At 40.5% G+C, this 12,841-nt stretch carries 12 protein-coding genes and 1 pseudogene; 6 read left to right on the top strand and 7 right to left on the bottom strand.

What is annotated here, in order from left to right:
- Positions 1-178: 178 nt before the first annotated feature.
- Both VOI46_RS08085 and VOI46_RS08090 read right to left on the bottom strand, forming a co-directional pair.
- On the bottom strand, positions 179-793 hold the full coding sequence (locus tag VOI46_RS08085) for a MarC family protein (protein WP_004586612.1): 615 nt from the start codon (positions 791-793) through the stop codon (positions 179-181).
- Positions 794-987: 194 nt separating this feature from the next.
- Complete coding sequence (locus VOI46_RS08090; RefSeq protein WP_004586613.1) at positions 988-1,470, bottom strand: GNAT family N-acetyltransferase; 483 nt, start codon at positions 1,468-1,470, stop codon at positions 988-990.
- 99 nt (positions 1,471-1,569) lie between these two features.
- Here VOI46_RS08090 and VOI46_RS08095 point away from each other — a divergent pair, with 99 nt between their 5' ends.
- Entirely contained in the window at positions 1,570-1,773 is a 204-nt protein-coding gene (locus tag VOI46_RS08095; protein ID WP_004586614.1) for a hypothetical protein, read from the top strand.
- 63 nt (positions 1,774-1,836) lie between these two features.
- On the opposite strand, the gene VOI46_RS08100 is transcribed toward VOI46_RS08095, so the two are convergent.
- Positions 1,837-2,031, bottom strand: a complete 195-nt coding sequence (locus VOI46_RS08100) for a CPXCG motif-containing cysteine-rich protein (RefSeq protein WP_004586615.1) — start codon at positions 2,029-2,031, stop codon at positions 1,837-1,839.
- A gap of 235 nt (positions 2,032-2,266) precedes the next feature.
- On the opposite strand from VOI46_RS08100, the gene msrA reads away from it, so the two are divergent.
- The 3 genes from msrA (at position 2,267) to VOI46_RS08115 (ending at position 4,866) form a co-directional block, all read left to right on the top strand.
- Entirely contained in the window at positions 2,267-2,866 is a 600-nt protein-coding gene (msrA, locus tag VOI46_RS08105; RefSeq protein ID WP_004586616.1) for a peptide-methionine (S)-S-oxide reductase MsrA, read from the top strand.
- 201 nt (positions 2,867-3,067) lie between these two features.
- Positions 3,068-3,982, top strand: coding sequence for a 2OG-Fe(II) oxygenase family protein (locus VOI46_RS08110; RefSeq protein ID WP_004586617.1), 915 nt, complete (start codon positions 3,068-3,070; stop codon positions 3,980-3,982).
- A gap of 137 nt (positions 3,983-4,119) precedes the next feature.
- A complete protein-coding gene (locus VOI46_RS08115) occupies positions 4,120-4,866 on the top strand; it encodes a transporter substrate-binding domain-containing protein (RefSeq protein ID WP_051063398.1) in 747 nt (248 codons plus the stop codon).
- A gap of 53 nt (positions 4,867-4,919) precedes the next feature.
- Here the strand turns inward: VOI46_RS08115 and VOI46_RS08120 are convergent.
- The 4 genes and pseudogenes from VOI46_RS08120 to VOI46_RS08135 all read right to left on the bottom strand — a co-directional run bounded on the left by VOI46_RS08120 (position 4,920) and on the right by VOI46_RS08135 (position 10,649).
- Positions 4,920-7,024, bottom strand: a pseudogene (locus VOI46_RS08120) (TonB-dependent siderophore receptor).
- A 90-nt stretch (positions 7,025-7,114) separates the two neighbouring features.
- Positions 7,115-8,377, bottom strand: coding sequence for a DUF3526 domain-containing protein (locus tag VOI46_RS08125; protein ID WP_004586620.1), 1,263 nt, complete (start codon positions 8,375-8,377; stop codon positions 7,115-7,117).
- Positions 8,374-9,822, bottom strand: coding sequence for a DUF3526 domain-containing protein (locus VOI46_RS08130; protein ID WP_324738210.1), 1,449 nt, complete (start codon positions 9,820-9,822; stop codon positions 8,374-8,376). Before VOI46_RS08130 ends, VOI46_RS08125 begins: the two co-directional genes overlap by 4 nt.
- Positions 9,822-10,649 (bottom strand): ATP-binding cassette domain-containing protein, encoded by an 828-nt coding sequence (locus VOI46_RS08135; protein ID WP_282337586.1) that lies wholly within the window; start codon positions 10,647-10,649, stop codon positions 9,822-9,824. Before VOI46_RS08135 ends, VOI46_RS08130 begins: the two co-directional genes overlap by 1 nt.
- A gap of 303 nt (positions 10,650-10,952) precedes the next feature.
- Between VOI46_RS08135 and VOI46_RS08140 the strand changes: the two genes are divergently transcribed.
- Both VOI46_RS08140 and VOI46_RS08145 read left to right on the top strand, forming a co-directional pair.
- Complete coding sequence (locus VOI46_RS08140; protein ID WP_282337587.1) at positions 10,953-11,654, top strand: metal-dependent hydrolase; 702 nt, start codon at positions 10,953-10,955, stop codon at positions 11,652-11,654.
- Between the two features lie 379 nt (positions 11,655-12,033).
- The gene (locus VOI46_RS08145; protein ID WP_004586625.1) at positions 12,034-12,636 is read left to right on the top strand and encodes a hypothetical protein; all 603 of its coding nucleotides are present in this window, start codon (positions 12,034-12,036) and stop codon (positions 12,634-12,636) included.
- Positions 12,637-12,841: the final 205 nt, after the last annotated feature.

The following is a 12,841-nucleotide window of genomic DNA, read 5'->3' on the forward strand; positions in this document are numbered from 1 at the left end:
ATGATGTGTTCTTTTACTATAAACCCACCAGCAATGGTTGTTGCTTTAGTTAATTGCGTTGTAAAGTCAGTTTTTTAGCCTTAGCAAACAAGTATTAATTAAAGCGATTATAAGCAAAAAGGCATGCACTGTATATAAATACAGTGCATGCCTTTTTTATAACAAACCTTAAGATTCATCAGGGCCCTAGCGTTACCCACTGCTTAACTTCAAGTGCAGTCATTATCAGCTCTACAGAAAAAGCGGCCAGTATCATCCCCATCACGCGGGTTAAAATAGACGCACCGCCAATACCAATTAGCTTTATAATTTTGCCCGACAGCAACAACAAAATTAGGGTTACACCCAACACAGCCAGTGTAATTAACGCTGTGCCTATTTGGGTTGTAATTGGGTGAATGTGATTATCGGTAAGTAATATAACGGCTAAAATAGCCCCTGGTGTGGCGGTAGCCGGTATAGCAAGCGGAAACACTGCAATATCGTGCCCTGGGTCTTGTTTAGCTTTATTTGAATCATTGCCAAATATCATTTGTAGGCCAAACAAAAATAAAATTATCCCGCCCCCTAACTGAAACGATACCAGCCGTATACCCATCGCATTTAAAATAAGCTGCCCTATTAAAATAGAGCCAAGTAATACAGCGCCTGCATATAGCACAGTTTTAAACGCAGTTTTACGACGTTGTTGATCAGTTAAATGAGAAGTCAGCGCAGCAAAAAGCGCCATAGTCCCTATTGGGTCAATAGTGGCCCAAATAACGAGGGCATCTTGAGATAGCTTTTCTAGCATATAAAATCCTTGTTAAGCGAACACGTTTTAAAAACTCGGGTAACAAATTCATTTGCTTACGCTTAACTATAAGCCAAATTGGCTATTTTTTATATTGCATTTGTTCCTCTTATGATGAAATTTACTAACGTGGATAATGCAAATGCAGCACTAATACATGACTAATGCAGCACTAATACATGACTAATGCAGTACTAAACATGTTTATACCAAATAGAATGCTCACCCAAGCTAAAGCCTAATTTAACTAATAAGTTATGCGAACGCGCATTATGTGCACTTACCTGCGCCGCTAAGTAGTTTAGCGGTATAGCCTCTTTAAGTGTTTTAACAAAGCCGGTAATTACCTCAAACATAATGCCCTTATCCCAATACATAGGATCAAGCTCAAATCCAATAAACGCCCTACTTTTACAAGGCGATAAATTATAAAGCCCGCAGGTGCCCATAAGTTTGCCATTTATATTATGTTCAATAGCCACTCTTATCACTTCGCCTTCGTAATAGGCGGTAATATCGTCTTGTATTAATTGCTTAATTTGGCATTTACTTAATGGGGTTTTATAGTCGTTAAATTCGCTCACTTGCGGGTGATTCAAAATAGAAAATAACTGCGGGGCATGCTTATGGGTAATTAAACGCAATGTAACGCGTTCAAGCTGAGTTGTTTTAAACATTTTATACAGGAGTTAAAATAGCGCTTTATGGTTAAGCATTATTAACTTACCATAGCGTATTCACAAGCATTATCTTTATAGCCAATATTGAGAGCAATAATGAGCGACGATTTTAAAGTAATTCAACCTACCACAACCGTATACTGCCCTAAACGTGGTGAGGGCTGGACCCTAACAGGCATTACTAATATAAACGAGTTTACCTCGGTAATGTTTGACGGCACACGTTATACACTCCCCGCACGCGAAATAGTAGAAGAGCTGTTACCAAACCAACTAGCCCGAGAGCAAAATAATAGCTAGCGCCCGTGTATAAACCGTAGTGGCTGCCACTGTGCAGCCAACTATATATAGAGTAACGAAGGATTAAAATGTATCGTCTTCACTGTATACATTTACTTTTAACTCGTCTTCATCTTCAAAAACAACAAACGAAATAGGCTTACAACATACTTGGCAGTCTTCTATGTATTGCTCACCAATATCTGCCGCGTCTAATAATACTTCTATGCTTTCGCCGCAATACGGGCAACTTATCGATTTTTCGGTTAACTGGTTCATTTAACACCTGCTACTTTTATCTCAATGCTTTCACTTTAATAAACACACTCTAATAATACAACATTGTGCTATTGAGGTTAGCTAATGTACGTATGCCTTTAATTAAAAACCATTACGTATATTACTTTTTCACTATTCACGTTAGCCTACTAAAAACAATGAAATAGTAATAACACTTAGCAGGTCTAGCTATTAAGAATATGTATTTAAACTCATACTAGAGGTAGATTATTATATGAAAAAATCACTTACGCTTGCATTAACATCTGCCGCAATTTTGTTTAGCACCTTTTCACATGCAGCCAAAACCGAAAAAGCAGTTTTAGCCGGTGGATGTTTTTGGTGTATGGAAAGCGACTTTGAAAAGCTCAAAGGCGTAAAAGATGTTATATCGGGTTTTACCGGCGGTAAAATTAAAAACCCGACGTACAATGGTAACCATCAAGGTCATTACGAAGCAGTACAAATTACTTACGACACTGATGTAGTAAGCTACAAAGGCATACTTGATCATTTTTGGGTAAATATTGATCCCTTTGATGCCAAAGGCCAATTTTGCGATAAAGGCCCAAGTTATTTAAGCGCCATATTTGTCGCTAACGAGCAAGAGCGCAAAATAGCAGAGCAAACCAAACAAGCCGTAATAGCAGAATTCCCAAATCAAACAGTGGTCACGCCAATACTTAATGCCAGCACTTTTTACCCAATTAAAGGTAAAGAAAGCTACCATCAGGATTATTATAAAAATAACCCCATACGCTACAATACCTACCGCTGGCGCTGCGGACGCGATAACCGCCTAGAAGAAATTTGGGGCGATAGAGTCACACATTAAAAATCTATAGTTAAACGCTTGATGGGTTTACACAAACCCATCCCCATTACAGCTAACTGCTAATTCTATTCATTCCGCCCCTAATTATAAACATTATTTTGATACTGTTTCCTAAAACAGCTTATTTATCTAACTTTATAAATATAATAAATTGCACTCCTAGATTGATAAAACCTAATTCAACAACTGGAGTTACAAATTATGTCTGCCACACAATTACAACTTGCTCGTGCTCTAGCGTTACCTTCAAGAGAGGCCATGTTAAATCGTGAGCACTCTGTACAATATTTTTGGTACAATAACGACCAACTACTTACACAAGCCTGGAAAGAGTGGGAAGAAACCGAAGTAGATACAACCACCTTTACCCTTGACGATTCATTACTAGATAAAAACTTACGTGAAGCGGTTAATGCTGCATGGCAAGATCCATCAAAAGAGCATTTAGTAAAATCATTACTAGAAGAAGTAGCGACTGATGTGTATCAATTTCAATTTTTTGATCCTGAGCGCCTAGCAGTTTTACGTGGTTACCTAGAAAAAGTATGGAATGCTAACATTCCTATGCGTCCACCGTACGGTATTGTATTAAACCGCCGCGGCGCCATGCTCGACAAACGCTCAGAGGGCTATTTAGCTGCTCCTAGTTTTCAGGAATTTTATAACCAAGTATTAAATACATACATGCGCCCTATTTCACGTTTATTGTTTCCTGAAATCATAGGTTACGATACGCAAACATTTGGGTTTTCTATTTATTACGACCCAAGTACAGATGCGTCTATTCGTCCGCATACTGATGCATCATCAGTAACATTAAATATTAATTTAAACTTACCTGGGGAAGAATTTAGCGGATCAGAACTTGATTTTTACGACCAAGTAAACGCAAAAGTTACACAACTTAGCTTTAAACCAGACACCGCCATGATCCACAAAGGCAATGTACCACACGCGGCAAAACCTATAACCAGTGGCGACAGAACAAACCTAGTGTTATGGCTTTTTGGCGATAATGGCCGTATTCCAGCACCGGGTTCAAAACGTACAGATATTGATGCAAAAGAGCGTTGGACTACGCCAAAAACAACGCCAGACGGCTACGCACCTTTTTAAACGGTGCCTAGTTTACCCTTTTGTGCCTAGAACTTGCCCATTAAAGACATTTAATAATACTTTAATGGGCTATTTACTTGTTGCATAACCACTTAGTTACTATCTTTTTAATATGCCAAGTTAATTTAAACAGCCTAATGAAGTTAAACTTTTTTATAATAACTACAATAACTACACTGCTTGTATCCTCTTTTGCCTGTGCATCGCCTACTAAACAAAAATTAGTAGTTGGTTTTGGTGAAACACTACCGCCTTACGTCATGTCACATACCAACAGCGGGCTAACCCTCGATATTATTAAAGCCGCAGGCTATGAAATAGAGCCACGCTATTATCCTTATACTCGCCGCGCTAAAGGGTATATAGATGGAAAGCTCGACATACTAGCCGACATTAACTTAAGCACAGAAAACGGCAATCTCCTAAGCGGTTATATATCAAATGAAGCCTATGTATACGAAAACGTAGAGATAACCCTAAAAAGCAAACAGTTTAACTTTACTAAAATTGCAGATTTAACACATTACAGCTTAATTTCGTGGCCCAGCGCCGCCATACACTTAGGTGAAGAATATGCAAAAATGGCAAAAGCCAATACACAATATTACGAAGTGCACGACCAATCTCTTCAAGTTAAAATGCTTTTTTCAAACAAGGTAGATGTAATTCAAATGGATAAACAAAGTTTTGATTACTATCGCTCAACCCTTAAAGATATTGATACAACACAATCTGTAGATCGCTTTGCGCTGTTTGGCAAAAGCCCAAATGGCTATTTATTTAAATCAAAAAGACTACGTGATGACTTTAATATTCAACTACAAAAACTTAAAAATTCAGGTCAGTACCACAAAATTTTTGAAAAATACAAACACGCCAAATAAAAAAGGTCGCTTTAACTAAGCGACCTTTTTACGTTTACAGCGCAAAATACCAATTAAAACTTATAAGAGGCAGAAAATTTAACGTTACGCGGGGTACCAGGTTGTACCCATGCATCGGCAAACGAGTTTGTGTAATACGTTTCATCAAACAGGTTATTTACCTCAGCCGTAACAGCAATAGCGTCTGTTACATCGTAATTTACAAATACACGCGCGGTTGTATAACTGGGTAGTTTAAAGTCGGTACCAAAATAGCCATTGCGTTCATCTACAAATAATAGCCCGCCACCAAATTTAATTGCATTGCCATATAACTCGCCCGATTAACAAGCTGCAAGCTAAATTGATGCTCTGGTACATTTAAAAGTGACTCGCCGGCCTCTACTGTGTAGCCAATAGCATCAAAAAATGAGCTTTCTATTTGGGCATCTACATACGCATATGACGCCCAAATTTCTATACTATCGCTAAGCTCACCCGTTAGGTCTATTTCTATTCCCTTACTTTGCGCTTCACCAATGGCTGCGTAGGTAAACGCTGTTGGGTCATCTACTACTAGCATATTATCTTGATCTACTTTAAATACGGCAACGGTACCAAATAACGCGCCATCGTTAAGGGTAAATTTTACACCTAGCTCAGCAGAGGTAGATTGGTTTGGCTCAAAACCATCGCCATTGGTATCAGTGCCTGAAAGCGGGCGAAAGTTTTCGCCGTAGGCTGCATAAACAGATACATAATCACCGGCTTCATACACCACACCAAACTGCGGGCTCACGCGCGACTGCGTTTGTTTAGTATTAGTACCTGCTAAAAGGTTATTTAAGCGCTGCTCGTAATCATCAAAACGGGCACCAATACGAATATCTAACTTATCGGTTACGCTTATTTGGTCTTGAATAAATACCCCTAGTGACTCTTGAATCTCTACGCGGTCGGTATTAGATGTAGGCGTTGGTAATTCGTACGCGCCGTATACAGGGTTAAATACATTAATGTATTGATCGCCCCGTACACGTAAAATAAATTGATCGTTTTCAAATTTATCAGCGTCAACACCCATAATTAAACGGTGCTCAAAACCGCCAAGCTCAAGGCTGCCGCTTAGCTCTGCACGCAATACATGGTATTGAGCATCAAAATCGCGGTAGCGCCTAAAGCGGTTTACTTCGCTATTAACTACGCCGCCAAACCCGGTTTCGGTTGCAAAGCCTTCCATAGAGGTATCACGGTAGTTTGCACCAAATAAAATGCTCCAGTTATCATCAAAGTCATGAATGTACTCTAACTGATGCCCTAGTACATCCGCTTCAATTGGGCCATCGCCCGGCTCACCTAAAAAACGGCTTTGTGGAATAAGCCCAAGCTCGCCATCTATGGCTAATACGCCTCTATCAAACGGCACTTCTTGGTCGCTGTATTCAAGCTCGTAAACAAGTTGGCTGCTGTCGTTAATATTCCACACTATTGACGGGCTAAACCCGTGTTTAGTGGTTTCTATGGTGTCTCTAAAGCTCTCGGCGTCTTCGTAAAAACCAACCAGTCTAATTGCAACGTCGTCGTTAAGCGCTGTGGTGTAATCAACATCGGCGCGGTAAGTATCAAAACTCCCTACCGAGAGCTTAATTTCACCTTGCGTATCAAACGTTGGGCGTTTAGTAACTAAGTTTACTGTACCACCTGGCTCACCACGGCCAAATAAAGCCGCGCGTGGGCCTTTTAAAACCTCAACCGACTCTATACCCGACAAATCACGCGAGCCACCAAAACCGCGCCCAGCATTAAAACCATTTACTAAGTAGTTACTCGGTAGATTTTCATCGCCTACAAAGCCACGTAACGAAAAACTATTCCAAAGCCCACCAAAGTTATTTTGCCGTGCAACAGAGGCCGATAAATCAAGCGCTTGGTCAAGACTTACTGCACCAGCATTTTCAAGGGCTTCTAAATCAATTTTAAGCTCTGATTGTGGAGTTTCTAGTTGGCTAAAGTTACCTTGGTAAGCTTGGCGCGTAGCAACCACAGACAGCCTTTCAATATTTGTGTTAGCACTGTGTGTTTGCTGGTTTTGCTCAGCAGCCAAAGCGTGGCTACTAAATAAGCTTACTAGGCACGCACTTAAATAGGTGAGCTTAAGCCCTGTTGTGTTGGTTTTCATTGTGAACCTTGTTAGTAATGTAAGTATTTTATAATTATGGTGTTGTTACTAGGTGCGCTAAACAGCGGCTTTTATCGCACCTAGTAAGGATTACTTTGCTATAGCCTCAAAGCGTGGCATGTTATTGAGAACTGATTTAGGCGGGTTACCCTTATAAAATAACCAAGGGTAATAAAACTCACGTAATTGCTGATGATAATCACGAATTTGCTGCTCGTATGCATACGCCGCTACTGAGTCGGTTTGGGCGGCTCGTGTTAAGCTGCGCTGCAATAATAGCGGTGGCGAAAACCACGACACAACGCCTGCTAAGTCATATTTTTTAGCGGCTGCGTCTCGGTATGATTTTGAAAGCGACGCTGCTTTTAAATCGCCCATTTGCTGAAATGCGTAATACCATTTCCACTCAAACTCACTGCTCATAGCAATGTATGGCGCAAGTGCTGGGTACTCTTTAATAAAAGGCTGCATAGTGGCAGATTTAGGTAAATCCCAGGCATCATTTACCGCCTCACGCTGAGTAAGCATAATGTCGCCACCCTTAGGCGAATGCACCGACTTGTTTATAGCAAGGTCGCCTAAAATAGGAATAATAAAAGCAAATAATACCCATAAACCAATTAGGCCAGAGGCAACACGCGGGGCACTAGTCGCGTTTTTGCCCCACCACACACTCAGCGCAGTCCAAAATGCAAGGTATGCAATACAAAGTAACGATACATACGCAATTTCAAACGCGCTTGCAACAGCTATAAATGCACCTATAAAAAATGGCAGCATTAAACACACTATTACTGCTAAAAACCTTACCGTTATACGTGCGCCCCACAAAGCAAAGTACGATTTAGCCGTAGTAACCAGTAAGTCGTGCCTGCCGCTGGTGCGCTCGTTTGCAAATAAGTCATGAAACAGCAAAATAATAACCAGTGGTGCTAAGGCGCTAATTACAAATACAAAATCAATTTTACCGGCTTGTGCAAGCTCGGCATTTTGCGCATCGCTTTCGTAAATTTGCCCCTCTATGGCCAATAAATTAATACGGTGTTTCCACGGGAATATATCGCGTTCCCCTAATGCTGCAAAAGCAAGGTTAGATGGCTGAGAATACGTTAAATGAAAACTGTAATAAGCCAACATGCCCGGATCGTCTTGCTTTTGCTGCACTTTAGCGCGATCGCTTTGATCTGCCTCTTTTAAACGCTCTATTGTTTGCTGCTGCGCGCTTACTTCGCTAAGCCCGCTGTATATTGCAAAGCCCGATAAAACAAAGCTACATAACAGCAATACCACAAGGTACTTTTGACGCAGTAAAAAGCCCCATTCTCGTGTAAGTTGTGTAATTAAATAACTCATATCAAACGTTTTCCTACCAATTTAATACCGCCTACAAGTACTACAATCCACAGTATTAACTGTAAAAAAGCAGGTACACTTCTTTGCGCGCGAACATCAGCGCTATCTACATCAAAGGTAAAGTTTTGCAGTATTTGCCAGTTCTCTGATCCTACGCGCGCTTTTTTAGTAGCCTCGGTATTGGTGTTGCGGTTCATATCAACTTGGTAATCAAGCTTTTCAATGTGTACTTTGTTAAGCCCTTGCACAAAATCAAAGCGCAGCTGTTCGGTTTCGCGTAAAAAGCGATGATGGGTTTCTATGCTTGTGCCCACTACAATCATCGACAGCGAGCGAATAGCCACCATAGGCGATACCCAACCAAAGTAACGCGATACCTGCGTTTGTTTAAGCTCACTTTGCATGCGCTGCTCGGCAAACTGGTTTAATACCTTAGTTTGTTTGTCCTCTGATTCACTGGCCACTAACCCTCTAAAGTTTACTGGCAGCTCATCAATGCTGTTTACGTTGTATTTTTTAAGCAGAGATTGTTTAAATTGCTTAAAGGCGGGGTCGTTGGTGTTATGGCCATCACCTAGTTTTCTAAGCTCAGCTTTTACTGCAAAGTCGGTTTCTATTTTACCGGCCGATGGCACAGCCGTAGAGGCACTGGTACTTGCTACGCGCGGCATAACAATGCACAGTAAAATCCACACAAACGCAAGCGCTGTAAAGCTACCACTATTTTTACTAAACACGCTCGATGCTAATAAAACAACTAACACCCACACGCTTAAATACAATGCATAGCCCACAATAAAACTAACAACTGCTAAAAGGCTCTCACCCGCGCTAAGCGTAAATAACGCCGACACCGCTAATGGCGCAATGATTAACCCAACAACACACAAAAGCGCCAGCCCTTTACCCGCAATAAGCGTGCTGCCCTTGGTGCCTTGCGCCAATAAATACAACAGCGTTTGCGATTCGCGCTCACGGCTAATAGAGCTGTAACCAATTAAAATAAGCAGTAACGGCGCTAATGTTTGCACTATAAAAGCTGGCGTTAAGCTGCCAAGTTTTGTTAAAGCTGTGCCTTGGCGCTGCTCGGCAAACATTGCACTATTTTGCCTATGCCCTTCTAAAAATATTGAGTTACCGGTGTAAGCATCTATACCTGGGTCGAGTGTGCTAAGTGGTGTTGGTGTTCTAAAAGCGTAATGCCCGTAATGCACCATTCTGTGTGGGTGGCGATCGGGCTGCTCAGCAAAGCTTTGCTCTGCATTGCTTTGTAATTCATTACGAGTGTGGCTAAGTTCGTGCATTGTAATGGCAGTAACCACCACAGATGAAAGCGTAAGTAATAAACCTATGGCTAAAACGGTCATCGCCAGTTTAGAGCGAAGCCAATAGCGCCACTCATCTTTGGCAACTATCACCACCTTTGAAAAATTATTTTTGCTCATTACGCGCCTCTTTGTGCAAACGCGGCATGAACTTGCTTGGTATCAATTCGGCCGTTTTCTGGCGCGTCAAATTCGCCCACCAGCTCGCCCGCTCTTAATAAACCAATTCGGTTTGCAACTTGGCATGCGCCGTATACATCGTGCGTTACCATTAAAATAGTAGCGCCGGTTAATGCAAGCTCACGTACTAACTGGTTAAACTCATCAATGGCAACAGGGTCAAGGCCCGATGTAGGTTCATCAAGTAAAAATATGGGGGCTTGGCGTAAAATAGCCAGTGCAATCGCAGTTTTTTGCCTCATGCCTTTAGAATACGTTTGCATAGGACGCTCCCATGCAGCTTGCTGTAGCGCTACACGGTTAAACGCAGCATTAATTTGCTCATCGGTTTTTTTAATATCAGCAAGCGATAAAAAATACGCCACGTTTTCGCGGGCAGTTAAATGCGGATATAACGTGGCCGACTCTGGCAAATATGCTGTTTTGCCGCGTACAAAATCAAGTGCGTGTGTTACCTCTTTGCCCGCTACTTTTACAGAGCCTTGCGTTGGTTTATTAAACCCAAGCAAAGTTTTTAACGTGGTTGATTTACCCGCTCCGTTACCGCCAAGTAACGCGTAAATTTCGCCTGAGCCTACGCTAAAGTTTAAGTTTTTTAAAATAGCGTTGTTTTTAATGCTAAAACTTAACGAGTCCACTTCAATAATGGCTTCGCTTTTAACTGTTTGAGTAGCGGCTTGAGTTGTATTTAGGGCTTCATTACGTGTTTGTTCCACACGTGGAGATTCTTTCGGTGATGTTTGATTAACAGCTGTAGGTGTACTCACATTCAAACTCTATTAAGGGAAATTAGAATGTGATGAATGTTATACTATATCAAATACATATTGCAACACTATAACATATTAATAATTAACAAATGATGCAGAGGTTTTAATAGTGTTACCCATGTTGATTTATTCAACGGGTTTTGCCTATTACAAAATCCATAGCCATTTAGGTTAAAATCATTCATAACGCAGCGTTTAATATTAAGTACTTAAGTTATTTACGCCTTACCTTTAAAGTAAATTGAACAATGAACTTTTCAATTGCTAAAATGCCCACCTATTTTTCTATCAAGAGATACAATGGCAAATTTCAATACTCATCTTAATACTGCAGTCATCATCACAGGTTTAGGCTCGGCCACTTTATTAACTGCAGGCCATATTGATTTAAACGGCGCACTTTGGTTATGGTTTTTAGGCTCAATTGGCGGCTTATTACCCGACATAGACTCAGATAACTCAACCTCGCTCAATACTATTTTTAACTTATTCGCACTGAGCGCTGTATTACTGGTGCTGCATTACATAACCACCGAGCTAATAATCGAAATTAGTTTTATAGAGCTAATCGTAGTGCCGTTATTGGTGTACGGGTTTATGAAATATGTTATTAGGCCTATTTTTGAATGGATCACCGTGCACAGAGGCAGCTGCCACTCATTATTATTTTTAGTGCTATGCGCGCTGTTAACAACGCAAGTAACGTGGCAACTAAACGAGCAAACAACCACACAAGCAGCCACCTTTGCCTGGTTAACAGGTGGGTTTATTTTAATCGGCGGGTTAATTCATTTATTACTCGATGAAATTTACAGTGTAGATTTAAGCAATGTCACCATTAAACGCTCCTTTGGCACCGCGTTAAAAATAGCCGACTTCGACAATAAATTAATTACGTTAGCATCAATAATTGCCATTGCAGCTTTAATCTATGTAGCCCCGCCTACAGAGCAAACTATTACCGCATTAAGTGATTGGTCTCATTTTAGGCTTTTATCTTAATAAAAAACATTTATAAAAATACCCATAAACATTGTTTGTGGGTATATATGCTTTATTAAGCGATTGTTTTAATGCTTTTTCTTAAAAACAGCCACCTTAGTTAGTCGAAATCACCCCAACATTTAATACGAAGGTTAAATCAGAAAAAGATAAGATGCGCTGCGCTTTTAGAGGCTCAACTCAATGTGGCTTTGCCAATTTAAGTTCATTAAAAGCGCAAGTTTTAGCCAATTTGATATTAATTATTATTTTTATTGGTTTTAGTGAAATAATTACTCCGCTTTACCTGTCTTATAGCAGCAATACTTTCATCTGTTTGATGTATGCAAAGCAACTGCAACTTTTAAAGCGTCAAATATAAAATTATAAGAGGTACATAATGGAATTTACACATAAACGCACCACCCTAATTACAGCATCGTTATTGTTAGCGTTGGCGATAACCCAAGCTATTTTTACTGCCCTTTACAGTGCTGAAATTAGCTTTTCAAGACAGTATGCATGGGGACTAGAAGCCGTGCTGTTTACTGTGCTTGTGGCCTTTGCAAGTACCACTATGGTGCAAGCTAAAAACGCTCAACTAGGTTGGTCGGCTATTACATTTAGCGCAATATTAAACATAGTACAGGTAAGCATTGGCCTAACGTTGTTTTCAACATTTGGCAAAGTAGCGGGCGCAGTAGAAGGCGCACAACCTTTAATTGGTGGCGTGGTGTCTTTATCATTCATGATTTACTACGCAGCTAAATTATTATTAGGCTTAGCAGCCCTTGTATTTGGCCTATCTTTTATTGCTAAAGGTGGCAAAGCCATTGGCGGCCTTACAGCCCTAGCAGGTGGAGTTGCAATGCTTGCCAATGCTATTTTAATTATTGCTGGGCGTGATGGGTTCTTACCATCAGGCGTTGCTGGTGCATCAGGCATGATTGCAACGTTACTTCTAGCAATCTGCTTATTTAGCCTTAACCGTAAGCAAGACTAAGGCTTAATACCTTATAAGTAATTTGCTTATTTAGATAAGTTATAAACATCGGCGTGAATTAGAGTGCTAATTCGCCGATGTTTTACGCTTGAAGTATACGCCTTGCGCATTCCAATTTTCCTCCTTCTTAGTAATCTAGATACTAACTCACAAAGAGATTATGAGACGCTGCGCTTTTAGATGGTATTGATAGCTTATATCAAAA

Source organism: Pseudoalteromonas sp. CuT4-3, assembly GCF_035666335.1.
GTDB classification, from domain to species: domain Bacteria; phylum Pseudomonadota; class Gammaproteobacteria; order Enterobacterales; family Alteromonadaceae; genus Pseudoalteromonas; species Pseudoalteromonas atlantica.

What these genes read in the sequence shown, in the direction of transcription:
- VOI46_RS08085 (WP_004586612.1), bottom strand. Translation starts at nt 793, where the DNA reads ATGCTAGAAAAGCTATCTCAAGATGCCCTCGTTATTTGGGCCACTATT.
- VOI46_RS08145 (WP_004586625.1), top strand. Translation starts at nt 12,034, where the DNA reads ATGGAATTTACACATAAACGCACCACCCTAATTACAGCATCGTTATTG.
- VOI46_RS08110 (WP_004586617.1), top strand. Translation starts at nt 3,068, where the DNA reads ATGTCTGCCACACAATTACAACTTGCTCGTGCTCTAGCGTTACCTTCA.
- VOI46_RS08095 (WP_004586614.1), top strand. Translation starts at nt 1,570, where the DNA reads ATGAGCGACGATTTTAAAGTAATTCAACCTACCACAACCGTATACTGC.
- VOI46_RS08125 (WP_004586620.1), bottom strand. Translation starts at nt 8,377, where the DNA reads ATGAGTTATTTAATTACACAACTTACACGAGAATGGGGCTTTTTACTG.
- VOI46_RS08100 (WP_004586615.1), bottom strand. Translation starts at nt 2,031, where the DNA reads ATGAACCAGTTAACCGAAAAATCGATAAGTTGCCCGTATTGCGGCGAA.
- VOI46_RS08140 (WP_282337587.1), top strand. Translation starts at nt 10,953, where the DNA reads ATGGCAAATTTCAATACTCATCTTAATACTGCAGTCATCATCACAGGT.
- VOI46_RS08115 (WP_051063398.1), top strand. Translation starts at nt 4,120, where the DNA reads ATGAAGTTAAACTTTTTTATAATAACTACAATAACTACACTGCTTGTA.
- VOI46_RS08090 (WP_004586613.1), bottom strand. Translation starts at nt 1,470, where the DNA reads ATGTTTAAAACAACTCAGCTTGAACGCGTTACATTGCGTTTAATTACC.
- VOI46_RS08130 (WP_324738210.1), bottom strand. Translation starts at nt 9,822, where the DNA reads ATGAGCAAAAATAATTTTTCAAAGGTGGTGATAGTTGCCAAAGATGAG.
- msrA (WP_004586616.1), top strand. Translation starts at nt 2,267, where the DNA reads ATGAAAAAATCACTTACGCTTGCATTAACATCTGCCGCAATTTTGTTT.